Annotated in this window: 21 protein-coding genes; 6 read left to right on the top strand and 15 right to left on the bottom strand. The window is 62.5% G+C overall.

The window, feature by feature from the left end; all coding sequences use genetic code 11:
- Nucleotides 1-291 precede the first annotated feature (291 nt).
- On the bottom strand, nt 292-753 hold the full coding sequence (locus tag OHS03_RS02000) for a hypothetical protein (protein WP_328660280.1): 462 nt from the start codon (nt 751-753) through the stop codon (nt 292-294).
- Between the two features lie 530 nt (nt 754-1283).
- Here OHS03_RS02000 and OHS03_RS01995 point away from each other — a divergent pair.
- Nucleotides 1284-1793, top strand: coding sequence for a hypothetical protein (locus OHS03_RS01995; protein ID WP_328660277.1), 510 nt, complete (start codon nt 1284-1286; stop codon nt 1791-1793).
- A gap of 393 nt (nt 1794-2186) precedes the next feature.
- Here the strand turns inward: OHS03_RS01995 and OHS03_RS01990 are convergent, their stop codons facing one another.
- The 5 genes from OHS03_RS01990 to OHS03_RS01970 form a co-directional block, all read right to left on the bottom strand.
- A complete protein-coding gene (locus OHS03_RS01990) occupies nt 2187-3035 on the bottom strand; it encodes an enoyl-CoA hydratase (protein WP_328660276.1) in 849 nt (282 codons plus the stop codon).
- A gap of 211 nt (nt 3036-3246) precedes the next feature.
- A complete protein-coding gene (locus OHS03_RS01985; protein ID WP_328660274.1) occupies nt 3247-4074 on the bottom strand; it encodes an SDR family NAD(P)-dependent oxidoreductase in 828 nt (275 codons plus the stop codon).
- A gap of 110 nt (nt 4075-4184) precedes the next feature.
- Entirely contained in the window at nt 4185-4595 is a 411-nt protein-coding gene (locus OHS03_RS01980; RefSeq protein WP_328660272.1) for a MaoC/PaaZ C-terminal domain-containing protein, read from the bottom strand.
- Nucleotides 4592-5056 (bottom strand): MaoC family dehydratase N-terminal domain-containing protein, encoded by a 465-nt coding sequence (locus OHS03_RS01975; protein ID WP_328660271.1) that lies wholly within the window; start codon nt 5054-5056, stop codon nt 4592-4594. The genes OHS03_RS01980 and OHS03_RS01975 overlap by 4 nt, the downstream gene beginning before the upstream one ends.
- Nucleotides 5053-6246: a lipid-transfer protein gene (locus OHS03_RS01970; RefSeq protein WP_328660269.1), complete on the bottom strand. Its 1194-nt coding sequence runs from the start codon at nt 6244-6246 to the stop codon at nt 5053-5055. The genes OHS03_RS01975 and OHS03_RS01970 overlap by 4 nt, the downstream gene beginning before the upstream one ends.
- 368 nt (nt 6247-6614) lie before the next feature.
- On the opposite strand from OHS03_RS01970, the gene OHS03_RS01965 reads away from it, so the two are divergent.
- Together OHS03_RS01965 and OHS03_RS01960 are read left to right on the top strand one after the other, a co-directional pair.
- Nucleotides 6615-7355, top strand: coding sequence for an SDR family NAD(P)-dependent oxidoreductase (locus OHS03_RS01965; RefSeq protein ID WP_328660266.1), 741 nt, complete (start codon nt 6615-6617; stop codon nt 7353-7355).
- A complete protein-coding gene (locus tag OHS03_RS01960) occupies nt 7352-8407 on the top strand; it encodes an alcohol dehydrogenase catalytic domain-containing protein (RefSeq protein WP_328660264.1) in 1056 nt (351 codons plus the stop codon). Before OHS03_RS01965 ends, OHS03_RS01960 begins: the two co-directional genes overlap by 4 nt.
- Before the next feature lie 121 nt (nt 8408-8528).
- On the opposite strand, the gene OHS03_RS01955 is transcribed toward OHS03_RS01960, so the two are convergent.
- The gene (locus OHS03_RS01955) at nt 8529-9527 is read right to left on the bottom strand and encodes a phosphotransferase family protein (protein WP_328664051.1); all 999 of its coding nucleotides are present in this window, start codon (nt 9525-9527) and stop codon (nt 8529-8531) included.
- Between the two features lie 200 nt (nt 9528-9727).
- On the opposite strand from OHS03_RS01955, the gene OHS03_RS01950 reads away from it, so the two are divergent.
- Together OHS03_RS01950 and OHS03_RS01945 are read left to right on the top strand one after the other, a co-directional pair.
- Nucleotides 9728-11017 carry an acyl-CoA dehydrogenase family protein gene (locus tag OHS03_RS01950; RefSeq protein ID WP_328660262.1) on the top strand — a complete coding sequence of 430 codons (1290 nt, stop codon included), beginning with the start codon at nt 9728-9730 and terminating at the stop codon, nt 11015-11017.
- An 18-nt stretch (nt 11018-11035) separates the two neighbouring features.
- Nucleotides 11036-11755 (top strand): TetR/AcrR family transcriptional regulator, encoded by a 720-nt coding sequence (locus OHS03_RS01945; RefSeq protein WP_328660260.1) that lies wholly within the window; start codon nt 11036-11038, stop codon nt 11753-11755.
- A 52-nt stretch (nt 11756-11807) separates the two neighbouring features.
- On the opposite strand, the gene OHS03_RS01940 is transcribed toward OHS03_RS01945, so the two are convergent.
- From OHS03_RS01940 to OHS03_RS01905, 8 genes are all read right to left on the bottom strand, one after another.
- The gene (locus tag OHS03_RS01940) at nt 11808-12425 is read right to left on the bottom strand and encodes a TetR/AcrR family transcriptional regulator (RefSeq protein WP_328660257.1); all 618 of its coding nucleotides are present in this window, start codon (nt 12423-12425) and stop codon (nt 11808-11810) included.
- 406 nt (nt 12426-12831) lie between these two features.
- Complete coding sequence (locus tag OHS03_RS01935) at nt 12832-14352, bottom strand: acyl-CoA synthetase (RefSeq protein ID WP_328660255.1); 1521 nt, start codon at nt 14350-14352, stop codon at nt 12832-12834.
- 73 nt (nt 14353-14425) lie between these two features.
- On the bottom strand, nt 14426-15583 hold the full coding sequence (locus OHS03_RS01930; protein WP_328664050.1) for an acyl-CoA dehydrogenase family protein: 1158 nt from the start codon (nt 15581-15583) through the stop codon (nt 14426-14428).
- Between the two features lie 313 nt (nt 15584-15896).
- On the bottom strand, nt 15897-17108 hold the full coding sequence (locus tag OHS03_RS01925; protein WP_328660253.1) for a TetR/AcrR family transcriptional regulator: 1212 nt from the start codon (nt 17106-17108) through the stop codon (nt 15897-15899).
- Nucleotides 17109-17207: 99 nt separating this feature from the next.
- Complete coding sequence (locus OHS03_RS01920; RefSeq protein ID WP_328660251.1) at nt 17208-18539, bottom strand: DUF1254 domain-containing protein; 1332 nt, start codon at nt 18537-18539, stop codon at nt 17208-17210.
- A 401-nt stretch (nt 18540-18940) separates the two neighbouring features.
- Complete coding sequence (locus OHS03_RS01915; protein WP_328660249.1) at nt 18941-20485, bottom strand: long-chain-fatty-acid--CoA ligase; 1545 nt, start codon at nt 20483-20485, stop codon at nt 18941-18943.
- 382 nt (nt 20486-20867) lie between these two features.
- A complete protein-coding gene (locus OHS03_RS01910; RefSeq protein ID WP_328660246.1) occupies nt 20868-21656 on the bottom strand; it encodes an NHL repeat-containing protein in 789 nt (262 codons plus the stop codon).
- 372 nt (nt 21657-22028) lie between these two features.
- On the bottom strand, nt 22029-23057 hold the full coding sequence (locus OHS03_RS01905; protein ID WP_328660244.1) for an AraC family transcriptional regulator: 1029 nt from the start codon (nt 23055-23057) through the stop codon (nt 22029-22031).
- A 278-nt stretch (nt 23058-23335) separates the two neighbouring features.
- Between OHS03_RS01905 and OHS03_RS01900 the strand changes: the two genes are divergently transcribed.
- Nucleotides 23336-23935, top strand: a complete 600-nt coding sequence (locus OHS03_RS01900) for a QsdR family transcriptional regulator (protein ID WP_328660242.1) — start codon at nt 23336-23338, stop codon at nt 23933-23935.
- Nucleotides 23936-23988 lie beyond the last annotated feature (53 nt).

The following is a 23988-nucleotide window of genomic DNA, read 5'->3' as shown; positions in this document are numbered from 1 at the left end:
AACGGTTCGAGATCGACATCGCTCGCGTCGACCGACCCGTACACTCCTGTTCGATTCTCGCATGTTTCCCGGACTGGCTTGAGTGACTGCCCAGCGAGGCGAGACCGATTGATTTTCCATCCCGAGGACCGTCCACGCCGGGCGCATCCCTGAATTTCGAATTATAAAGACAGGAGTATGCGGTGATTCATCAGCGCCCACCGAGACGACGAGAAGATGCGACTAAGAATATCCATGCCCAACTTCGGGCTACCAAGGATTTACGCCCATATTGCATTCACTCGGACATGGTCAGTGGCAGAACTGCCGACGTTGTGACCTACTCGCGCCGGTTCCCAACCCGGTACGCACACATAGATGACGAACGGTGGCGACACTGATGCAGGAACCCTGACCCAGACACATGACGTCAGCGAAGCCCTGCTGCATGAATCTATTTGCCACACAGTTGGATTGGCTCTGCGTCTCGGTTACATCGACCACGTTCGGAATCTTGGTGGCAGGGCCAGCGGGAAAGGCGGCCGATCCGGGTTGCAAGGTTCGGGTCAATTGAACTGACTGTGAGAAATTTACCGCCATCACCAGGGTGAAGGTGGAGCGAAGGGGCGAGGCGAGTCCGGCGGGATTTCGATCGGTGCGGTTGATCATCGCCACGTCGCCACTGCCAGCGGCTAGTTGGTCGACCAGGCGCTCTCTGATAGCGCCGGCAACGCCAGTCACGGCACTGAATCGGTATGCGCTCTGGTGCGCCATCGGTACCCCTTCGATTGCCGAACGCGAGATCGTGACCAGTGTCGAACAATATGCGCACAGATTTTGATCCCAAAGCGACAACCTTTTACCTTCAGGCGACACCTTCGCAGGCAGTTCTCGCGTCGGCGCGCACCACACTCGGTACGAAGCCCCACCATCGGCGGCTACCGCGGTCATGCGCATGGGGACGCGATTTTCTACGCTGGCCACACCGAGCAACTCCCCAACGCCAGGCTGGTGGAGGGCATTTCACGAGTACTGCGGCAAAAGTAACTACCGGAGAAGTTCCGAGCACCCTTGCGTAACACTTTGCTTAGGTGTTTCATTTATGTGCCCTAGAACACATGTCACCACTGGCAACCGCGCCTTATGGCGATGACGACAGCCAGCGGACGGTCTGCTCCACGCGGGGCGGCGCCCTGCTGACGTTTCCATCCCGGCTCGTCAACTGGGCTTCGGCCCACCCACTTCAGGAGATAGAGAGGTAGAGGATGGACAGCAGGAGACCGGGCACCCGCACCGTCCCGGTAGTGAACGTCCACTTGCAAGGTGGTCGCCGCGCTAGTCACGCCACGGGACTGCTGGAAGCCCGACAACTTCTACTCGCAGTCGCCGGAAACCTCGACTGCGTCGGAACACCACTCGCAGAGTGGGCACGCGAGCTCGGCGACTTGCACGCGACACTCATGTCCGCGTCGGTATCGCTGGCATGCCGACCAGCCGACTTCGACGACACAGCCACCCGCACTCGAATCGGCGACGTGATCGGCATGATCGACCAATGGTCGATGTACCATCTTCCCCGCACAACCACCGCACGTTGTCACACCCACACTCTTGGCGAGGTGATCAGCCATGTTGCCGACAACTACGCGCAAGCGCAGTGGAGACTGCGCCACAGCGAGGGGGCAGAGCATCGACACATGGTTGCGCAGCGCCTGGCGCAGGTCCAGCAAGGGTATGCAGATCTCATCGAGGAAATCCGGATGTTACGTGTCGAATTCCCTGTCGGCTGGTATAGCAACCGTCCTGTCAGCTGATCTCACGGAAACTGAATCCCATCAGGTTTGATCAGTGTCGGCGTTTCGTGACGATGTGCGGCTCGAGCTCACGGGCGATCTGATCGCAGGGCTTCGACAGTTACTGTGAGCATCTGGTGAAACTCCCCTCTCGACTCGATTGCTTTGTAGGAGAAGCGATCACACTTACTCGCAGTACGACGGCGATCGTCGCTTGCGTCGCGGTCTCGCCGTGGGCGTGCTCGAGGCATGGGCCTTGGTGCCAGCGGCCAGAGTGAGGTCGGATTCGACATCGCCATCCACCGCGTTTCCAGTGGTGTAGCACGCGCCTCTCGGAATCTCCCCGATTGCAGTTCACGCGGCCGACGCAGGGACGGTCGAGGGCGAGGGTCGCCGTTCGGCGGTCGCGCTTTCTCAACAGCGGTGGTCGTCACTGACCGCACCGGCCCGGATGACATCGGCGCCGGCTGGGTCCAGGATCTGCCCGTAGCGGGCAAGATTGTTGGCATGGCCAAGGTTGTGCAGAGCAATCGCTGAATCCATTGCCGTCGACTGCCCCTGTGCATCGAGGCTGCGGTTGACACTTTCCTTTGCGAGGCGCAGTCCGAACGCCGGTCGAGCAGCGATGCTGACCGCAAGCCGGGTGGTGAACTCCTCAAGGACTGCGGCATCAACGACGTGGTTGATCATCCCGACCTCTCGTGCCTCAGCGGCACTCAAGGCCCGTCCTGTGTACAGGATCTCCTTGGCCTTCCGCGCGCCGAGTTCCCAGGCGTGCGCGAAGTATTCGACGCCGTTGACTCCGAAAGCGGTGACAGGGTCGGAGAACGTCGCATTCTCGGTCGCAACGATGATGTCCATAGGCCACAGCAGCATAAGACCGCCAGCGATGGTGCGGCCCTGGGCTTGGGCGATAGTCGGTTTCGGTATATCGCGCCATCGTTTGCACAGCCCGAGAAACGCTTCGCACTCGAATGCGTAATGCCCCTCGACGCCCGGCGCCCCGATACCCGCCTGCAGCGTCGCAACCGGTGCGCAGGGCAGATCTAGCCCGGCTTTCAGGTCGTGCCCGGAGGAGAAGTCCGGGCCGTCCGCGGCGAGGACGATCACTTTCACATCATCGTCACCGGTTGCCAGCGCGAAGGCGGCGTCGAGTTGGTAGAGCAGTTCCGGACTCTGGGCGTTGCGAGTCTCGGGCCGGGCTAACACGATGCGGGCCACGCCCGGCGCCGGGTCCTCCCGGCGGATGTATGTCCTGGTCATCGAGGTACTCCTGTTCGTTCGTTGTGATGCGTTCCGTGGGATGTCAGCCCGCCGACACCCGCGCGCGAGGTGTCGGACGGTAGGAAGGGTTGCGCCTGAATACTGTTGAGACAGAACTCATTTCGCAGCCAGCGGTCCACTTCTTGTTCTCCGCGAGGGTGTTCGAGCGTCACCATCGCACCGGGTACCGGGTTGACGTCGACGTGTCTGCCTAGCCTTCGTATCCGCCGCTGACCGTCATGACCTGGCCACTGACATAGTCGGACTCGGGATAGGTCAGCATCACGACCGACCCTGCAGCCTCGTCCGGGGTGCCCGCGCGCCCGAGCGGGATCATCGCCTTCATCATGCTCAGAAGATGCGGATTGACTCCGACTTTGATCTCACGGCCCTCGATATCGATCGTGACGTCACCATCAGCGGCGACCTCGGTGAGTCGGGTTTCTATGAACCCGAACGCCACAGCGTTGACATTGACCTTGTAGCGGCCCCACTCCTTGGCTAGTGTGCGGGTCATCCCGGTGATGCCCGCCTTGGCCGAGGAGTAGTTGACCTGACCGGCGTTGCCGTAAAGACCTGCGATCGAAGAGATGTTGACAACCTTTCGGTGCACTGGAGTTCCGGCTTCCCCCTCCGCCTTGGCGGCCTTGCTGATCACCGGCTGTGCCGCGCGCAGGATCCGGAAGGGGGCCTTCAGATGTACATCGAGGATGGCGTCCCATTGGTCGTCACCCATTTTCTGGATGACTGTGTCCCAGGTGTAGCCGGCATTGTTGATGATGATGTCCAGGCCGCCGAACGAATCCGTCGCGGTGCCGACAAACCGCTCGCCGAAATCGGGCGCGGTGACGTTGCCCGCGCAGATGACGGCGTTGCCGCCGACAGCGGTGATTTCCTGGACCACGGCCTCGGCGGGCGCGGGATCGAGGTCGTTGATCACGACGTTGGCGCCTTCGCGGGCAAGGGTGAGCGCGATGGATCGGCCGATGCCGCGTCCAGATCCGCTCACGATCGCTGTTTTGCCGTCCAATTTGCCCATAATGATTCGTTATTCCTTGTCGAGAGTGGGGATCTGATGTGTGGCGCAAGCGGAGTCGGACGCGGGCACGCAGCACCGCGCCAACAGCCGCTAATGAGGTTTGCTCCTACTCAGTCGAGTGCGAGGACGGCGTCACCGAGCAGGGTGACGGTGCCGTCGGCGAGAGCGACCTTCAGGTCGACCGTGGCAAGACGTTCACCGCCGACCTGGTCCACCGCGGTCACGGTGCCGGTACAGGTCGGTTGCCCGTACACCGGGGTGATCGCGGCGAAGCGCACGCGGTAGGAGCGAAGTCGTTGCTGCGGAGCGAGAGTGGTCAGTAGGCGACCGAGGTATGCCATCGAGAGCATTCCGTGCGCGAAAACATCGTCCATACCTGCGCTCGTAGCGACGTCGAAATCGATATGGATCGGGTTGTGGTCGCCCGAGGCGCCGGCGAACAGGGCGAGAGTGGTGCGAGAGATGGGGTCGATTCGCAGGGGTGATATTTCGTCGCCGACCTCAAGTGCGAAAGTTGTCATTCTGCGGCCCCTCCTGGCCGGTTCCGGACAACGGTGACGCCGCGCATCACCGCGACCGTGCCACCGTCCTGGTCGGTGACCGTGGTTTCCCGGACTAGGAACTCGAGCAGACCACCCTTCTTCTGGTAGACGTCGATGATTGTGCTGGTGGCGATCAGTTCCTCACCGGCGTATGCGATTCGGTGGTAGGAGAACTGCTGCTCTCCGTGCAGAACGGTGCGCAGATCCACGCCGAGATCCTCGAGGAAGGCGAACGGGTTCGACGATTCGAGTTCAATTCCGAATACGAAGGTCGGCGGCACCGGAAGGTCAGGATGACCCGCCTGTTTCGCGGCATCGACGTCGATATATATAGGGTCGGGCTGTCCGGTGGCCTTCGCGAAATTCCGTAGCCGACTGCGGGTGACCAACAGTGATACAGGGGGCGATTTCCAGCCGATCACCGACCGGTCCAAGCTCATCGGGCGAACACTTTCTGGTACAAAGTGACGACGCAGGCGCCGCCCAAGCCGAGGTTGTGCTGGAGCGCCACTTCGACATCCTCGACCTGCCGGGCTCCGGCTCGGCCGCGGAGTTGCCACACCAGTTCCGCACACTGGGCCAGACCAGTCGCGCCTAGTGGGTGCCCCTTGGAGAGTAGGCCGCCGGATGGATTTGTGACCACACGCCCGCCGTATGTGTTGTCTCCGTCGCGCACGAACCTTTCGGCAGTGCCCACCGGGGTCAGGCCCAGTGCCTCATAGGTGATGAATTCGTTGGTGGTGAAGCAATCGTGGAGTTCGACGACGCGGATGTCTTCGGGACCAATGCCCGACGCTTCGTACACGTTGTTCGCCGCAGCCACCGACATGTCGTAACCGATGACCTTGCGCATGTCGTGGGCTTGGAAGGTGCTCGGAGTATCAGTGGTCAGGCTCTGAGCCCGGATTGCGATGTCGGCGGTCAGTCCGTGTTTTCTCGCGAAGTCCGGAGTGCAGATCACCGCCGCGGCGGCGCCGCACGTGGGTGGGCAGCACTGCAGTCGGGTCAGCGGTCCGTAGATCTTCGGTGAGGCGAGCACCTCCTCGACCGTGACGAGATCGCGGAACACAGCATTGGGGTTGTTGGCGGCATGTTTGCGGGCTTTGACCGAGATCTCGGCGAAGACGGCCGGGTCGATACCGAACTCATCGACATACGCTTGGCCGCCGCCACCGAAGAACTGGGCCGCCATCGGCGAGTGCGGGTCGACACCCTGCACATTGTCGAGGGCCTCCTCGAACCGTGCCATCGGCCCTGGTCGGTCGGCGAACACCGATCCCAGCGCACCCGGCACCATCTGCTCGAAGCCCAGTGCCAAGGCGCAGTCGACCGCGCCGGTCGCGACCGCCTGTCGAGCAAGCCACAGCGCGGAAGATCCTGTCGAGCAGTTGTTGTTCACATTGACGATCGGGATGCCCGTCTGGCCCAGCCCATACAGTGCAGCCTGACCTGCAGTTGAATCTCCATATACATAGCCAACGTAGGCCTGCTGCACCACCGAGTAGTCAAGACCGGCATCGGTCAGCGCGGCTCGCGCAGCCACCTCACCCATATCACTGTAGCTAGCACTTTTTCCGGGCTTCATGAAGGGAATCATCCCCACGCCTGCCACGCGAACTTCGTTCGTCATTGCCATCCTCCAAGCATCAAGCGATCGACATCAACTTAATAGATATTTACTTACTTGGGAAGAGTCGGCTCCGATCCGACTCAGCCGGAAATCATCGGCCCGCACGCAACCGGGTGCGGACGTCTACGCCCGCTGGTCCACGCCTCAGGCTCCGAGGGGAGCGCTCGCCCAGCTCGTCGGGCTTCGCCGGAGTGCGCCGACGACTACGAGCGCTTGGCGCCTCGATAGATCCACGTGCGGTCGTCCAGGCTTCCGTTCAACTTGTAGCGATCACTCAATACAAACTGCTACCGTGTCCGCAAATCTCTGTGCATCCAAGTTCTGTGCCGATGCCGAGAGTGGTCAACAGCTGAGGGAACGGGGAGCAAGTGTCAGTGGAGAACAAGGTAGTGGTCGTGACCGGCGGCAGCCGGGGCTTGGGCAGGGCAATGGTCGAGGGGTTCGCCGCTCGCGGTGCGCGTGTGGTCGTCGCGAGCCGAAAGTTCGATAGCTGTAAAGATTTGGCGGATGAAGTGCAGGAGAAGTACGGTGTCCGCGCGTTGCCGATCGCGTGCAACGTGAGCGAGTGGGATCAATGCGAGGCCCTCACCGAGGCCGCGTACGCGGAGTTCGGACAGGTCGATGTTCTCGTCAACAACGCTGGCATCTCACCGCTGTATCCGAGTCTTGCGGAGGTCGGTGAAGCTCTTTTCGACAAGGTCATCGGGGTCAACTTGCGTGGTCCCTTCCGGCTTTCGGCACTCATCGGAACGCGCATGGCGGAGGGTTCGGGCGGATCGATCATCAACATCGGCTCGATCGAGGCGATCCGGCCGAGCGTCCACTCACTGCCTTACGCTGCCGCCAAGGCGGGACTGAACGTTCTCACCGAAGGCTTCGCCCGTGCCTTCGGCCCCACCGTGCGGGTCAACACGATTCAATGTGGCCCGTTTTTGACCGATATAGCCGAGAGTTGGCCTGCAGGAACGCGCGAACACTTCGGCGAAACACTGGCCCTGCGACGTTGCGGTGAGCCGAGCGAGGTGGTCGATGCCGCCCTCTTTTTCGCCACCTCGGCCTCCTCGTTCTGCACGGGAGCAACTCTGCGGATAGACGGAGGCGTGGCGTGAAAACCCTTACCTACGAGGGCCCGACAGAGGTTAGGTACTCCGACATACCCGCACCCGAGATCCGTGAGTCCCATCAGGCCCTGATCGAGGTCAGCCTCGCCGGCATCTGCGGAAGCGATCTGCACATCTTCGATGGTCACGGATTCAGTGCCACCACCGGATACTCGATGGGGCATGAGGCGGTCGGCGTCGTCCGCGAGGTCGGTCGTGACGTCACCCGCTTCTCTGTCGGTGATCGGGTCTTGATTCCCGCCTCGGTCGGCTGCTCGAAATGCCCTCCCTGTGTTAATGGACGAGTGTTGAGTTGCGTCGACAAGCCGTCAGCGCTCGAGTCCTGTTATGGCCTCGGTGGCGGACTTCCGGGCAGCCAGGCGCAGTTCGTTCGCGTTCCACAGGCCGATGGAAACTTGGTCGCGCTGCCCTCCGACGTGAGTGATGAGGCCGGCGTGGTGCTCACCGACAACGCCCCAACGGCCTGGTATGGGTGCCGCAGGGCTCGGATCGGTCCAGGCGAATCGGTATTGGTGATCGGCCTCGGACCGGTCGGCCTGATGTCGGCGCAGTGCGCCTTCGCGATGGGCGCCGCGCAGGTCATCGGCGTCGACCCGGTACGAGAGCGTCGTGAGCTTGCGCAGGGAATGGGGGTGAGGACAGTCGAGAGCGCGGACGATCCGAAGGTCGAGATCCGTGACCTCACCAAGGGTATCGGCCCCGATGCGGTCATCGAGGCGGTAGGCGCCGACAATACGATCACACTTGCGCTGCGCGCGGTACGGCCGCGCGGCCGGGTGAGCGTCATCGGTGTGAGTCAGAACAGGCGGTTCCCTTTTCCGATGGAGCTGGCACAGGTGAAGGAACTCGAGTTCGCGATCGGGCTCTGCTCGGTCCAGGCCGAGCTTCCAGCGCTGCTCGCGCTCACGCAAGGCGGCCGCTTGCATCCGGAAACAGTGGTCTCCCATCGACTTCCGATGTCCGCTGGAGTCAAGGCTTACGACATCTACCGCTCGCGATCCGATGCCGTCAGCAAAGTGGTTTTGGATCCGCGGCTGTAGAGGAAGAACACGCGCACCGCGCATCGACAGGCGAAAGCGGAGAAGGGTCGCTGCGGGCGGGGTCACCGGCCAACCCGCCCGCGCGGTATCGGAGCCCGATCCGCTTGGGCGGGGGCATCATTCATGCCTGCACGATCCTTCGCCGCGCACTTTCGAACAGCTCACATGCCGAGGCGTGCAGGCGCTCACCAGTGGACCTCGATGCCTTTCCCGCGAAGGAACGCGCATAGGTGCCTTCGAGGATGATGCCCAGTTTGAAACAGGCGAGCACCGTGTACCAGGCGACAGCCGACAGGTCACGGTCGCTGCGTCGCGCATACCGTGCGACGAGTTCGGAGGGCGTCGGCAGTCCGCCGGCGCGGGCTATAGCGCTGCCGATCGGGTCCCGCGCGCCGTCCGGTTCCGGCCACGTTGCGAGCATCCACCCCAGGTCGAGCAACGGGTCACCGATCGTGCACATCTCCCAGTCGACAATGGCCTCGACCTCGGGTCCGGCGTGTGAGAACATCACGTTCGCGATGTGGAAGTCGCCGTGCAAGATCCCCGGCGCCCAGTCCCCGGGGCGGTTTCGCTCGAGCCAGTCCGCGATGTCGTCGATATGAGATATTCCTGGACCGGGGTAGTCGGCGAAGGCTGCGTACGATTCGAGTTCGCTCAGCCACCGTGTTACCTGCCGATCCAGAAACCCTTCTGGTTTCCCGAAATCTTCGAGGCCCGCGGCCAGGTAGTCCACCTGCCCCAACGTAGCCAGTGCGTCGACCATCTCCAGCCCCATTCGATGCCTGATGCCCGCGTCGTGCGTATGCCGCGTGGGCAACCCGATCGACGCATTGAATCCGTCCATCGGCTCCATCAGATAGAACACGGCCCCGTCGAGGACATCGACGTCGACGCACGGCGCGATCAGTCGCGGATGCGCGACCTCGGTGCCACTCAACGCACCCAGCACCCGAATCTCACGTCGCAACACGTCGTTGGTGTTGGGTCGCAGATGTTTCGGCCCCCGGCGCAGGACGAAGCAGCGTCCGCCGCGCTCGAAGCGCAACATGATGTTCTGCGTGCCGCCACCGATAGGCGCTACCCGCTCGATCGCGCCGCGACCGAGCCCCTCGGAGTCCATCCACTCCCGCAGAGAATCGACGTCGACCGCAGCGGGATGAACAGCTTCGGCGGGGCTTGGGGTATTCGGTATGTTGCTCACCCCAAAATTGTAGCGATCACTCAATACAACTGTCTAGCGCACGCGACCGAGCACATGTACCATCTGCATGTTGATTTAATTCACTTGGCTTACATCGAGCCAACGCGCGAGGAGTGCTCATGGCATGGGATTTCGAGACCGATCGGGAGTATCAGAAGCAGCTCGACTGGGCAGACACCTTCGTCCGTCAGGAGATCGAGCCGCTGGACCTGGTGCTGGACAATCCGTACGACAAGAGTGACGCGCGGGCGATGGCGCTGGCCCAACCCCTCAAGGACGAGGTGAAGGCGCACGGATTGTGGGCATGCCACCTCGGACCCGAGCTCGGCGGCCCCGGGTACGGACAGGTCAAACTCGCGCTGCTCAACGAGACCCTCGGGCGCTCCAAATGGGCGCCCTCCATCTTCGGATGCCAAGCGCCGGACTCCGGGAACGCCGAAATCCTCGCACACTACGGCACTGTCGAGCAGAAGGCGGCGTATCTCCAGCCCCTGCTCGACGGCGATATCGGGTCGTGTTTCGTGATGACAGAGCCACACGCCGGTGCCGATCCGACCCTGTTCACGACCACCGCGACTCGAGCGGATACCGACTGGGTCATCAACGGCGAGAAATGGTTCGCCTCCGAGGCCGCGTTTGCGAGCTTCTTCATCGTCATGGCCGTGACCGACCCGGACGCGAGTGCGCACCACGGCATGTCCATGTTCATCGTCGACCCGACGACGCCTGGAGTCGAGATCGTGCGCAACGTCGGAACGGGCACCCGAGACGGGCACCACGCATATCTCCGCTTCACCGACGTCCGAATTCCGGCGGACGCGATGCTCGGTGGACAGGGACAGGCGTTCGCAGTCGCCCAGACTCGACTGGGTGGCGGGCGGGTCCACCATGCAATGCGCACCATCGCGCTCGTCCGCAAGGCATTCGACCTTCTGTGCGAACGGGCGGTGTCGCGCGAGACCAAGAACGGCACTCTGGGAACACTGCAGATGACCCAGGAGCGCATCGCCGACAGCTGGGTGGAAATGGAGCAGTTCCGGCTACTTGTGTTGCGCACGGCCTGGCTGATCGACAAGCACCAGGACTACCGGGCAGTGCGCAAGGACATCTCTGCCATCAAGGCCGCGATGCCGAAGGTGCTGCACGACGTGGCCCAGCGGGCGATGCATTTACACGGCTCCCTCGGGATCTCGAACGAAATGCCGTTCTCCGACATGATGGTGGAGTCCGAGATCATGGCGATTGCCGACGGTCCCACCGAGGTCCACAAGATCATGGTGGCTCGTGAGATCTTGAAGCACTACAGCCCGACTCCGGGACTGTGGCCCACCGGGCACCTGCCCACCCGTCGAGTCGCTGCCGAAGCCCACATTGCCCGACGCATCGAACTCGTCGTCGGCAACCAATAGCGACCCTCGGATAAAGTCATGTGCATGACTCGATCAGGCAGTCGCGACACCCCACGAGACGCACGCGCGACCCTCGTTTCGGCGGCGGAGCGTTTGTTCGCCGCCCAGGGCATCGATGGCGTATCACTGCGCGAGATCATGCGCGAGGCAGGCCAGCGCAATACCACCTCCCTGCAATACCACTTCGAGAACCGCGATGGCCTGCTCCGCGCAGTGCTCGAGAAGCACGAATCGGACGTCTCGACACGGCGTCACGCGATACTCGACCAGATCGAAGTCCGTGGTGAAGGCACCCTTCGCGACCTCGCATCGGCGTTCCTATTGCCTTTGATACCCAAGTTGCGTGACGACCACGGAGGCCCGGAGTTCCTCCAGATCGCAGCCCAACTGGTCAATCGGACCACCGAAATCATCGATCCTGCTGAGCCGACAGGTGCGCTGGTCTACGACTCCGACGGAAGCCTCGAACGGTGGAGCCTGCTCGTACAGCCCTTCCTTCCACCCGAGACTGTCGGACCACCGCTGCACCGCCGCTTCGCGGTCATCCGGTTCGGATACATCGAATTGGGACGCCGGGCCAGCGTCCGGACCGGGACCGACGACAAGCTTTTCGCCAGCCATCTGACCGATCTCATCAGTGCGTTGCTGAGCGCCGGCGTTTCGGACGAGACTCGGCGCTACCTGGGATCGGCGAAGAACAGGAAGCATTCGCCGATGGTACACACGAGAAGGCATTGATCATCGGGGCGCATGTGGTCTCTGCGGGACATTCGAAGCCGGATACCGCGAACTACACCTGTGCCTTTTTCCGGATTCCTAGCATAAGGTCCACGGTGCGGTCGGCGATCTCATCCGGAGACAATTCCCCGTTACTGCGGTACCATAGAACGGCGTAATTCAGTGCCCCCAAGATCAGCTTGACGAAGAGCGGATCCAAGTTCTCGAACTCCCCCGATTTTTTACCCTGCTGAACGATTTCTTGCCATATTTCCTCGGTTCGATCACGCAGTTGCTGCATCTCGGCTCGCGGAGTTCCCGTGAGCGAATCTATCTCACGCATGACCACGCGCAACTCCAACGTGCGTTCCGCGACATTAAACATATGCCGCCGTGCAAGGCGTCGAATTTTTTCCGCGGCCAGCATATCTTGGCGCAGCAGATCCTCTCCCACAGCAACAATATCGTCGATATGAGATCTGCAGATATCGAGAAGCAATTCCTCTTTCGATCCTATGTGGTAATAGAGAGCTCCCACCCCCAGTCCCACCGCTGTGCTGAGTTCCGCTACTCCCGTCGCATGGTATCCGCACTCGGCAAAGAGTTGCGTAGCGACGGCTCGGATTCGTTGACGGGTCTCGATGGTCTTCTGGCTCGCCTCGCGCTTCGTCGGCGCACCCCGCTTACCCATGTCGACCTCTCTTCAGACCAGACTCGTGTTCCTGCAGTCAACGATAACGCGTGTAGCGCTCACTACACGAGCAGGACCCGGCAGCGTTCTCCACCGCCCGAGTTATCACTGATAGCTGTCCGCCATGACCCCACCCCCATCCAGTACGTACACAGGTGCACGCGATGAAGCGGCCAGCCGCAACGGCCAGTGAGTGTTCGGCTGTTCTGGGAGTCGAATCAGCACGGTGCGGCTGCCGAGTGGCCAGCCACAAGCCGGGAAGCTCGGAAACGGTGACGAGAGGTCGGTACCGTTCAGGACCAGGATCTGGCACGTGCCTGTAAGGGTCGATGTCCCTGTTCTACAGAGTGATGGGAGCCGAGTCCTTGCCCGGACCGGTGGATGGGATAGCCGTTCGGGTTCGACGTCACAAGTGCTGCTGCCGAAGGTCGCGTTTGACGATCTTTCCTGCGGCGGAGGTGGGGAATGAATCGACGATGGCCAAGCTGCGGGGGACCTTGTAGCCGGCGATTTCCTTCTTGCTGTGTTCACGTAGTTCGTCGAGTGTGAGTGTGGCGCCGGGGGCCAGACTCACGATTGCGTGCACACGTTCTCCCCACTGCTGGTCCGGGACACCGATCACCGCGCATTGGGTCACGCCTGGAAGCTTTGCGATGATGTTCTCGACTTCGATCGAATACACGTTCTCGCCGCCGGAGATGATCATGTCTTTGATGCGGTCAGCGATGAACACGAACCCCTCGTCGTCCATGTATCCGCCGTCGCCGGTGTGCATCCATCCGTCGCGGACCGCCTCCGCGGTCTCGGCAGGCCTGTTCCAATACCCGAGCATCACGTGCTCGCCGCTGACGACGATTTCGCCGACGACACCGCGGGGGACCTCATGTCCGTCCGAATCGAGGATCGCGACAAGGGCGTGCAACGCCGCCCGGCCTGCCGATCGACGACGCACCGGGTCATCGTGGTCCGTGTCGTCAAGAAGTGTGGCCACCGGCGACAGTTCGGTCATTCCGTAGCCTTGAATAAACGACGCGGAGGGAAACGCAAAGCGGGCTCGTTCGAGCAAGGCCTCCGAGATCGGCGACGCTCCGTACATGACGGTACATAGACTCGAGGTGTCAAACTCGCCGAGCCGCGGGTGGTCGGCGACCCTCTGGATCATTGTCGGTACGAGCAGTGTATCGGTGATCCGGTGTTCGACGATCGCGGTGAGAGTCGCGATCGGTTCGAACGCCGGGATCATGACGTGGGTGCCACCTAACAGCGAATGCGCGATTGCCGAGGCCAGATCGGCGAGATGGAACATCGGTGCGGCGTGAAGAACTCGACCTTCGGTCGACCAGGAGTCGTTCGCGGCGCAAGCGGTGGCCGACGTCAGCAGGTTCCGATGGCTGAGCATCACGCCTTTGGGAAACCCAGTTGTGCCGCCAGTATAGAAAATGCCTGCGAGCGAGTCGCCGCGCCGGTGCGCGTCAGGTACGCCGGTCGCGTCGGCGATCAGTTCTTCGTACGACAGCATGCCCACCGGTGTTGGGCCGTCTCCACAGTGCACGACCACGTCCAATTGTGGACATGCGGATCGGAGTTCGTCAGCAAGGGGGACGAACGTGTCGTCGAGGAAAATGTGCCGTGCTCCCGCATCGTTCAGCGAGTAGGCGATCTCCTTGACGCTCCACCGTGTGTTGACGGGAAGGGTGACCGCGTCGGCCCAGGCAGTTGCGAGGATGGTCTCGAGATAGCGGTCCGAATTGAGCGCCAAGATGGCGACCCGGTCACCCGAGGCGACACCGTGGCGGCGTAGTGCGCCCGCCAGCCGACTCACCCGGTCGAGACTATGGGAATAGGTGACGGTTCGGTCGCCGCAGATGGTGGCCATCGCGTGTGGGCGCTGCTGCACATTCCGGTGCAGCGATTGGGTGAGATACATTCCCGATCCTTTGGCTGTGGCGAAGTCTTGGGGTTACCGCTTCCGGATTGCGCGGCGAATAGACGCCGCGGTTTCAGAGGGCTCGCGCGATAAGGTCTTTCATGACTTCGTTGGATCCGCCGTAGATCTTCTGAACCCGGGCATCCTCGTACATACGGGCGATGGGGTATTCGCGCATATATCCATAGCCGCCGAAGAGTTGCACGCATCGGTCGATCACCTGGCATTGCTGCTCGGTGAGCCACCACTTCGCCATCGCGGCGGTTGTGGTGTCAAGGTTTCCGGCGAGGTGCCGCTCGATACACGAATCGATGAATACCCGCGCCGCGTGGGCAACCGTTTCACACTCTGCGAGGACGAACTTCGTATTCTGGAAGTCGAAGATGGACTGTCCGAAGGCGTTGCGCGACTTGGTGTAGGCGATGGTCTCGGCGACTGCGGCCTCCATCGTCGCTACCGCATTGATGCCGATCAACAGCCGCTCCTGCGGGAGCTGGGTCATCAGCTGACCGAATCCGCGGCCCTCTTCGCCACCGAGGAGGTGTGATGCGGGCACCCGAACACTCTCGAAAAACAGTTCGGAGGTGTCGGCGGTCGGCTGGCCCACCTTGTCGAGGATTCGCCCGCGGGTGAATCCGGGACAGTCAGCGGTCTCGACCACAACGAGCGATATTCCCTTGGCGCCCGCCGCCGGATCAGTCTTGGCCACCACCACGATGAGGTCGGCCAGCGCGCCGTTGGAAATGAACGTCTTGGCCCCATTGATCACATAGTGCTCGCCAGCGCGCACAGCTGTGGTCTTGATGTTCTTCAGGTCCGAACCGGCACCGGGTTCGGTCATGGCAACGGCACCGATCATCTCGCCGGTCGCCATCTTCGGTAGCCAACGTCGGCGCTGCTCCTCGGTGCCGTACCCCAGAACATAGTGCGCCACGATGCCGCTGTGGACCATGTTGCCGAATCCGGTGTCCAGCGCGCGAGCCTGCGCCTCGAGGACGGCGAGGTCATGGGCGAAAGTCCCACCGCCACCGCCGTATTGATCAGGAATGGAACAGCACAGCAAACCGAGTTCGCCGGCTTTGGTCCAGGCCACCCGATCCACACAGTGCTGCTGCTCCCATCGCTCGCGATGGGGGGTGATCTCCCGAGCGAAGAACTTCTCGGCCAGATTGCCGAGTGCCATGGTCTCCGAATCGCACCAAGGTGATGTGTAAGTGGACGTTGCGGTCATTCGCTTCCTCCTTTTTCTTCGTGCCCTGGCCGACATCGGCCGGGCAGAGATTGAATCGCCATATACATAGATGCCCCGAAGACAGCACACGGCCAGGTCGCACAGTCCCACGATCGACGAGGGTCTTCGCGGCTACAGCGGTGAATCCTCACGCCGACAGGCGATTGCTTCGCGAGGCTCCGGAAATTTTCCCTACGCCGAACACATGAGTGTTGATGGGTCATGCCGCCCCTTCAACACCAAGGGAGTGATTTCACCTTAATACATATTCACTTCCATGGGAAGGGTTCGCGCGGTTCCGTTGCCGCCGACGTCAGGCGGAGAGCAACACCGCGACGGCGAGCACCGCAAGATCGGTTTGGAACGATTCAAGGGCCCGAAGATGTTCGATCCTGGCCATCGTGTTTATGACGCCCAGCGCCGTGTGCACGAGAATTCGCGCCGACATCTCCTCCAGCTCAGGCCGGGCCGCGCGGAGCAGGGCGGTCCACTCCGCGACGTATTCACGCTGGCGAGCGTGCGCGACGTTCGACAAGGCCGCCTGCTCGGTCAGCAACAACGAGGTGAGGATCGTCTGGTCCACAGCCAGCCTGGTATAGCCCCGCACCAGCTCCACCAAGGCGCGCTGCGGCTCGTCGTTCTCCCGCAGCACAGCGTGCAGCAGCAACCAGAGCGCATTCGCCCCACGCTCGACCGCGGCCTGTAGAAGGTCAGCCTTGCTCGCGAAGTAGCTGTACAGATTCGGCCCGGATACGCCAACCGCGACACCGATATCGTCCAAACTGGTGGCTTCGTAACCCTTCTCGTCGAACAACACAACGGCGTACCTGAGCATCTCCTCCCGTTTGGACACCGCCGACAGTCCGGACCGGCGGCGTGCCACCACATGCGGTGACGCTGTCACCTCTGCGGCGCAGACCGCCATGCATACCCTGGTCAACAGGGCCGCGAATTCTAGTGGTGGGAGCTGCGAGGAATGGAATCCCGGGGTGCCGAGTACCGCCTGCACACCCCACGCGAGAACCTCGGCACTCGACTCCTCCAGTTCCGGCCGTTCGCATCGGATGAGCTCGGCATGCCGCCGGTTGATCGCCCGCAGGCGGTCCCAGAGTTCACTACGCATCTCACCCGGCAGGTGTCGTGCCTCGCGCCACCACAACACTCCCCCGTCTCGGCTGACCGCGACGTAGCGGCAGCTGTCTGCCAGGACCTCCGGGAGCGACGCGGAGGCATCGAACGCCGGGACGGCCTCACTAAAACTCGATCCGATCACCGCGCTCAGCAGCATCGCTTTGTTGGAGAAGTGCCGGTACAGCGCGCCGGCGGTGATCCCGACGCGATCCGCGATCTGCGCCATTGACACATTTCGGTACCCCTGCTCGACGAACAGCGTATGAGCCGCCTCCAGGATCTGCGCTTTTCGATCCTTCGGCCGACGACGAACCGCAACCTCAGGACCGGACATGCGCACCTCTCGACAAAGTGAATGGCGATTAAGGCACCAACGATACGCGTTGACGCGCACTCACCTGCACACTTGCCATCTGAACGCACTCTCGCGGGTCGAACAGTGCCGACGTACGCCGCTGGTGAGGGCACGGCTCGGGCGCACGCAGCTGTGTGACTACCCGAGGCGGTGAATAGCAGGGGGCTGCCAGAGACCTTTTACGGCTTCGTCGCGGGGACCGTAGAGACGCAGCGCCAGCTTGAATCGGCCGTTCGCCGGGGCGGGCAGCCAGTTGGTCGACGACAAGCCGTCGGGTTGTTCAGCTTGGACGGCAATGGTGAGGGATCCGTCGTCGGCGTAGCGGAGCCCACTTCGGCTGCCGACCGCGTAGATGCCGACCGCGTTCGGAACGAGATAGGAGTCGGCGTCGTACATGGTCACTGACCAGAACGCGTGCACGGGCGGCAGCTCGTCGCCGGAGAAGAGGAGGGCATAGCGGTGCGCACCCTCGAGGAACTGTCCTTCGCCGTCGACGACAGCGAGCGGGTAGATCGCGTCCTTAGCGAGGTTGCCGCCGACACCGAAGTAGGTCCACGCCGCCCGGTACAGGTAACGGGTACCGTATCGCCCGAGGTCGCGCGCAACTACCCACCCGTTGACATGCTCACCGAGGTCGGGCTCTTCCGAAAGGATCGCCCGCCGAGCGGAGGCGATCCCCTCCTCGATCGCGGTCTGAACATCGGTGGGTTGCTGGTCGATCGTACAGGGGGCGCCTGGTGCTACGCCCAGAGCTGCCAGCCTCCTTACCGTTTCCGGATCCGCCGGTTCGGGTGGGTTCGTGACGAGGAGTTCGTTGAGCCGGGCAAAAAACTCCTCAGCGGTCAGGGCGTTGATCTGTGCAGGAACTGGTGTGTCCTGCACCCCGGGCACGAGCGGAACTTCGACGGGCGGCGTGTAATGGGTTCCCCATGCGGACAAGGGCACGAGCGAGAGTTGGTCCTGGATCGCGTGGACTACCGAGTAGTCGTCCGGGCCGGCGGTGTAGATACGACCACCGATGATCGCGATGCTGGTCGGGACACGGATCTCGATAACCCCATCGGGCAGCGTGCCTTCCCAACCTGGCCCAACCAGTGCGAACACACCACCGGTGCCGCCGACCGTGCGTGAGCCCGGGGCGGCGGGGACATTGTTCCAGCCGTCGATGATCTGCATGATCCAGTAGCGGTCGCCCATCGGCGGCACTGTCAGCAGTAACGGCTCAGCGGCGAGATCCGTCTGCGCGAGCGAGTAGAGCGTGTCGACGTTGAAACCGACGACCGTTTTGTTGGACGCATCCGGGAACGCCCTGTAATGGGCGAACTGGTTGATCGGCGAGCGCGTGCCGGTGGGGGAGGTGACGTGGGTCAGGACATCGGACTGCGTCGCGACATAGATCAGCGGTAGACCCCACACATACCCGTCGTGCGCGAGGCTTCGCGCCTCGTCCGGCGTCAGCGAAGCTGCCATCCCCACTCCTGATCTCATCGAATCTCGCCAGCAGGTCCGCCGGACGATACCCGCGGTAGCCCTGCGGCCAGCGGAGGCGCGCGCGACCGTCCAGGTGGGGCGCGGACGTCCGCCGAAGGATCCGCACCACGGTATCTGGACAAGTGAGTGCATACCGCACCCTCGTGGAGGAGATAGGGATTGCCACCGCCCCCAACGGTTCGCGCGCGCCCGCTCCGTTGGACCTGAATCCACCCACGCCGAGGCGACGAATCAGCACGCAGATCTAGCGGTGACCTGGCTCCGTCCACAACCTCACTGAGCGAGCCACCCAAGAGCAACGCTGTCGGCTTCATCCTTCTGCGGCATCGCGGCGAGCTCGACGACTACTTCCATCCGTATAAAGTCACCCGGTCCACTGCCTAATGGACCTGTCGGCCGGTATCACTCCAATACCGTCTGCGCAGTTCACGTTTGAGGATTTTTCCTGCTCCCGAAACCGGAAGCTCGTCGACGATGTCGAGGCTGCGTGGCGCCTTGTATCCGGCGATGAGGTCCTTGAGATGTGCGCGAGCGTCGGCGAGTTCGAGAGTGGCTCCGGCCCGGCACGCCACGACCGCGTGTACTCGTTCACCCCAGTGCGGGTCCGGTACCCCGATTACCGCGCAAGCGGCAACCGCAGGGTGGGAAGCGAGGGCGTTCTCGACCTCGACGGAGTATACGTTCTCTCCTCCGGAGACGATCATGTCCTTGATGCGGTCGCTGATGTAGAGGTAGCCGTCCTCGTCGATGTAACCGCCGTCGCCGGTGTACAACCACCCATTGCGGATGGTTGCCGCGGTTTCATCAGGTTTGTTCCAATAAAAGAGCATGACGTTTCCCCCTCGCACCGTGATCTCACCGACGGTGCCACGCGGTACATCGTTGCCGTCGGGGTCGACGATGCGTACCTCCGAGTGGGGAGCTGCGCGTCCGGCCGACCGCAGCCGACCTGCCCGATGGTCGTCGGGGCTGAGCAGTGTCGCAATAGGTGACAGTTCCGTCATTCCATATGCCTGCACGAATCCGGCCTGCGGAAATACGGTCATCGCGCGCTTGAGGACTGCCTCTGCGATCGGAGAAGCGCCGTACACGATCGTCTGCATGCTCGACAGGTCGTGATCTGCTACCTGGGGATGATCGACGAGCAGTTGAATCATCACCGGCACCAGCAGCGAGACTGTCGTTTGGTGCTGTTCGATCGCGCGCAGAGTGGCGACCGGATCGAAGGCCGGGATGATCACGTGTGTGCCGCCGAGGATCAACTGGCCGTACCAGCCACCGAGGGCTGCCAGGTGAAACATGGGTGCGGCATGCAAGAATCGCGCGCCGGGCTCGAGTACGAATCCGGCTGCCAATGCGCCGAGCGCGGAGGTGGCGAGATTGGCGTGGCTCAGGGCGACGCCCTTAGGATGCCCGGTAGTGCCGCCGGTGTAAAAGATGCCTGCGATCGAGTCGTCGCTGCGACTCGCGTCGGGTATCGACAGCCCGGTGGCGATGAGTTCTTCGTATGCGTGCGTCCCCACCGGTGCGGGTCCGTCGCCGCAATAGATGATCGTGTGAAGGGTAGGTGCGGCTTCGCGGATGGCAGGTACCAATGGCACGAACGCATCGTCCACGAACAGGACGGTGGTGTCGGAATCCATCAGGGAGTAGGCGATCTCCGCGGCGCTCCAACGAATATTGACAGGGTTGACGACGGCGTCGGCCCACGGCACCGCCAACAGGTACTCGTGATACCGGTCGGAGTTCAGGGCCAGGATTCCCACCCGACTGCCGCTGGACACTCCGAGTCGGTGCAGTCCGTCAGCGAGACGTGCCACGCGATCGATAACCTGCGCGAAGGTTCGGGTGCGATTCCCGAAAATGGTCATGATGCCGTCGGGGTTCTGCTGCATTGCCCGGTGCAGGCCTTGTGTGAGATACATAAGACTCCTTTGTGCAACGTGAGCACTGCGAAGTGCCCGGTGAATTGTCAGCCTCTGTCAGCGCAGAATGAGTGGATCGTCGGTGACGTTTGTTTCGGCAGTTTCGGGGATGAATCGCCGGGCCGCTCCCAGTGCTGCGGATTCATCGGGCTTCGTGCTGGCGCGGAGCCCAGCCGTTTCGCGTTGACATGTCGGGAGACATCCGGGGCTCAGTGGTGCGAACCGACCCGCGGGCACGCTGGATCAACCGCTTGTGCGCTGCGTGAGTCGGCTACTGCATCTGACACATGGGAAGACGAGAGAGTAAGGACCTCTGCAACCGTTGCGAGCCCTGTCCGAGGAGTCGTATCCGCCAGAGGTCAGTGAGCAACAGAATTGAGGTTCAGCGACCTACAGGTCGGTCGAGTCGGTGGACGGTCCCGTCGAATCCGGTGGTGTAGAGCGCTGTTGGATCCCATCCGGTCCCGTCGCCGATCCGAACCGAGGAGATGCCCACCAGTCCGCGCGCCACCACGCAGGTAGCGTCGCTGATCGTATCGACTCGGACTACTTCACCAGCGAGATTGAGTGCGACATAGACGTTTCCGGCATCGTCGGCAGTGAGGTCGTCCGCGATGTTCAGTGGGCCTGCCCCCGGAATGGCCCACGAGCGTGGCGGTGAGCTCGGATTGTGGGTGTCGATGGCGAGCAGTTGGGTGGTGCTGTCGAAACTCGTGTCGGTGTAGAGCCATCGTCCGGTGTGGTCCAGTGCGAGGCCGTTGGTGGTTGGTCCCTGCACCGCGTAAGGGATCGGGCTGGGATCGGTTGTGCGAATCAGGCTCAATCCCGCCTGGCCCGTGTTCCTGCTGACCACCAGATTTCCGTCGGGCAGGATGGCAAGCCCGTTGGGCATGGTCAGACCGGTCGCGACGGTGTGCCTGGCGCCGGTGTCGAGGTTGACGCTGTCCACGGTGCCGTCACGGGTCCCCAACACGGCGGCGGTAGGTGAATTGCCCACGGTCACATAAGCCGTGCGGCCTTGGACCGCGATGCCACCGGGTGCATCGATATCGGAGGCGAGGGTCTGCACGTTCCCGTCAGGAGTCAGTCGATCCAGCGATCCCAGTTGCGTGATGCCCTGACGCGACAGCAACATTCCGCCGCGGCCGTCGAAGGCCAGATTCTCGAGCATGCCGAGGTCTCGTGCGATCGGCGTCACTGCCCAGGGGCGGCAATCGTCATTGCCGGGTGTGGCATGCCCGATACCGCCACCAGTTTGAGTCGTCAGCAGGAAGACCGCCCCCAACGCCGCTCTTCCAATGGTGTGCACCACAGCTGTTCGGCGATTCATTCCGCGCAACGCCCTGCCTTTCGGATCGGTTATCGGCGATACCGCACCGGAAACTTCAGCGCCGAAATTGTTGTTGCCGCGAGCGGGGGCCACATTGGATGGGAATGAACTCAGGTGTGCCATCGGTACCCCTTCGATTGCCGAACGCGGATCGTGATAAGTGTCGAGCAACCAGCACACCGATATTGATCCCGAGGCGACAACTTTTTACCCTCAGGCGACACCTTCGCGGGCAGCTCTGGCATCGGCGCGCACCACGCTTGGGGCCACGCCCCACCATCGTCGGCTACAGCGGGTTAGCGCCGACTGATGCGACAGACTCAACATCCCGGCGATCCGCTGCAACGACAGATCGGTCGAGCACAGGTAGCGCCGGGCCTCCACGCGACGCACATCATCAATGATCGAGGTCAGGCTGGTCCCTTCCTGCTCGAGCCGGCGCTGCAAAGTCCGGCGATGCATGGTCAACATGTCGGCCACCACGGCAGCATCGGGAAGCGTGACACCCAGCAGTTTCAGCACCGCGGACCGCGCCTGGCGCGTCGTGCTGGTGACCGATCCCGGAATCTGCTGCGCGAGCACCGCCAATGCGAGTTGCTGGACCTGGATATCGCTGCAGCCCACGACCGGTCGCGCCTGTACGGCGGCTGGCAACCGCAACAGTGCCGATGGCCGACGATCACGCACCGGCGCCCCGAAGAACTGTTCGTAGGCCAACCGCGGAGCCGGAGCCGGATATGCCAACTCCACGCTCCGCAATCCGTAGCCACCTTCGACCAGCGACTGGGTCAATCGGTGCAGACACCCGAGACCGAGGTCTGTGACCTGCGCAAACATCGGATCTTGCACGATGGGACCGTATCGCAGCGCGACCACTCCCTTGGCTGCATATGGATCGCTGACGACCGACAAACGCAAGGAGCGGCTGTGCACCAATACGTACCGCGACGCGCAGTCCAATGCTTCGCCCAGGGTCGCGGAATTGCGCATAGCCAACCCCAGCGTCCCCAACATCCCGACGTCGGTCCTGGCCGCAACTCTCAATCCAAGATCGGGACAGTCCAGGCTCACTGCCGCAGCCTGCAGCGTGGCAGCCACCGCAAGCTCCGGTACCAGCAGATCGTCCTCATCCAATGCACGTACTGGCAATCCGGAATCGGAGGCATAGCGCTCGGGGTCGCCGCCGAGTTCGACGATCGTCGCGCGGAACGCACGCAAGGCAGCCGATCTGACAACAGGCATGGCGCATAGAGTGAAACAGGTCGACGCAGACGTCAAGGTAGAGCAGGGACCCGGCACTGCAGCTGCGGCCTCGGCGCGGTGACAGCGTCTGCGCTTCCACGCGCCAGCCAGCTGCGTGCGAGATAGCCGTTCCACACAGCATCGACGTTCCAGTTCCACATACACAGCCGAGCGATCGGTTTGAACACGAGCATCCCGCAGCCAGTTCGGCGGCCAGCCTCGGAGTGGGATCGGAACCCCTTCGCCGGATACGGTGCGCCGCGTCGTAGGGTGCGATTGTGCATGCCCCCGCAGATGAGATCATCCATTACGCCGCCGGACTGATTCACAAGCGAGTACGGCTGGACACCAGCGAAATCGCGACCCGATTCGGAATGTCGCGGACCACGCTTTTCCGGCGTGTGGGCAACCGGGAGAAGCTCATGGGCGAGGCAGTGTGGTGGCTGGCTAGCCGAGCGCTTCGGCGCGCGGAAACCCACTGGTTGGAGCAGTACGGTACGGCGGTCCGCGACGAGAAGGGCTGGCTGCGATACCTACGAATTTTGGAGCACTACGGCAACGCCGCAGTGCGTGAGCCCGGCTTGGCATGGTTGCTCGAGAACGAACAGCCGGTGGCGATGCGGGCCCTGACCGATCCCGATGGCTCGGTAGAGCCGCGTTTGATCGCCGCGCACCTCACGCTGCTCAGGCGCGATGTCGCCGAGGGCGGACTCGTGCCATTGGTCGATCTCGAGACTCTCGCGTTCGCCGTCGTGCGCATGGGGGACGCGATCTTCTACTCCGACGTCATGGCCGGCCACACCGAGCATTTTCCCAAGGCCATGATCTTGATTCAACAGCTGGTGGAGGGCGTCCTACAGGTGCCGCGGCAGGAGTAGCACCGGAGGTGCGATTCGATCAGCCCTTGCGTAACACATCACTTAGGTGTTTC

The sequence above is a fragment of the Nocardia salmonicida genome, assembly GCF_036142455.1.
In the GTDB taxonomy this organism is placed as follows: Bacteria; Actinomycetota; Actinomycetes; order Mycobacteriales; family Mycobacteriaceae; genus Nocardia; species Nocardia salmonicida.
Note: the sequence above shows the minus strand (reverse complement) of the source record. Positions and strands in the feature narration are given on the sequence as shown.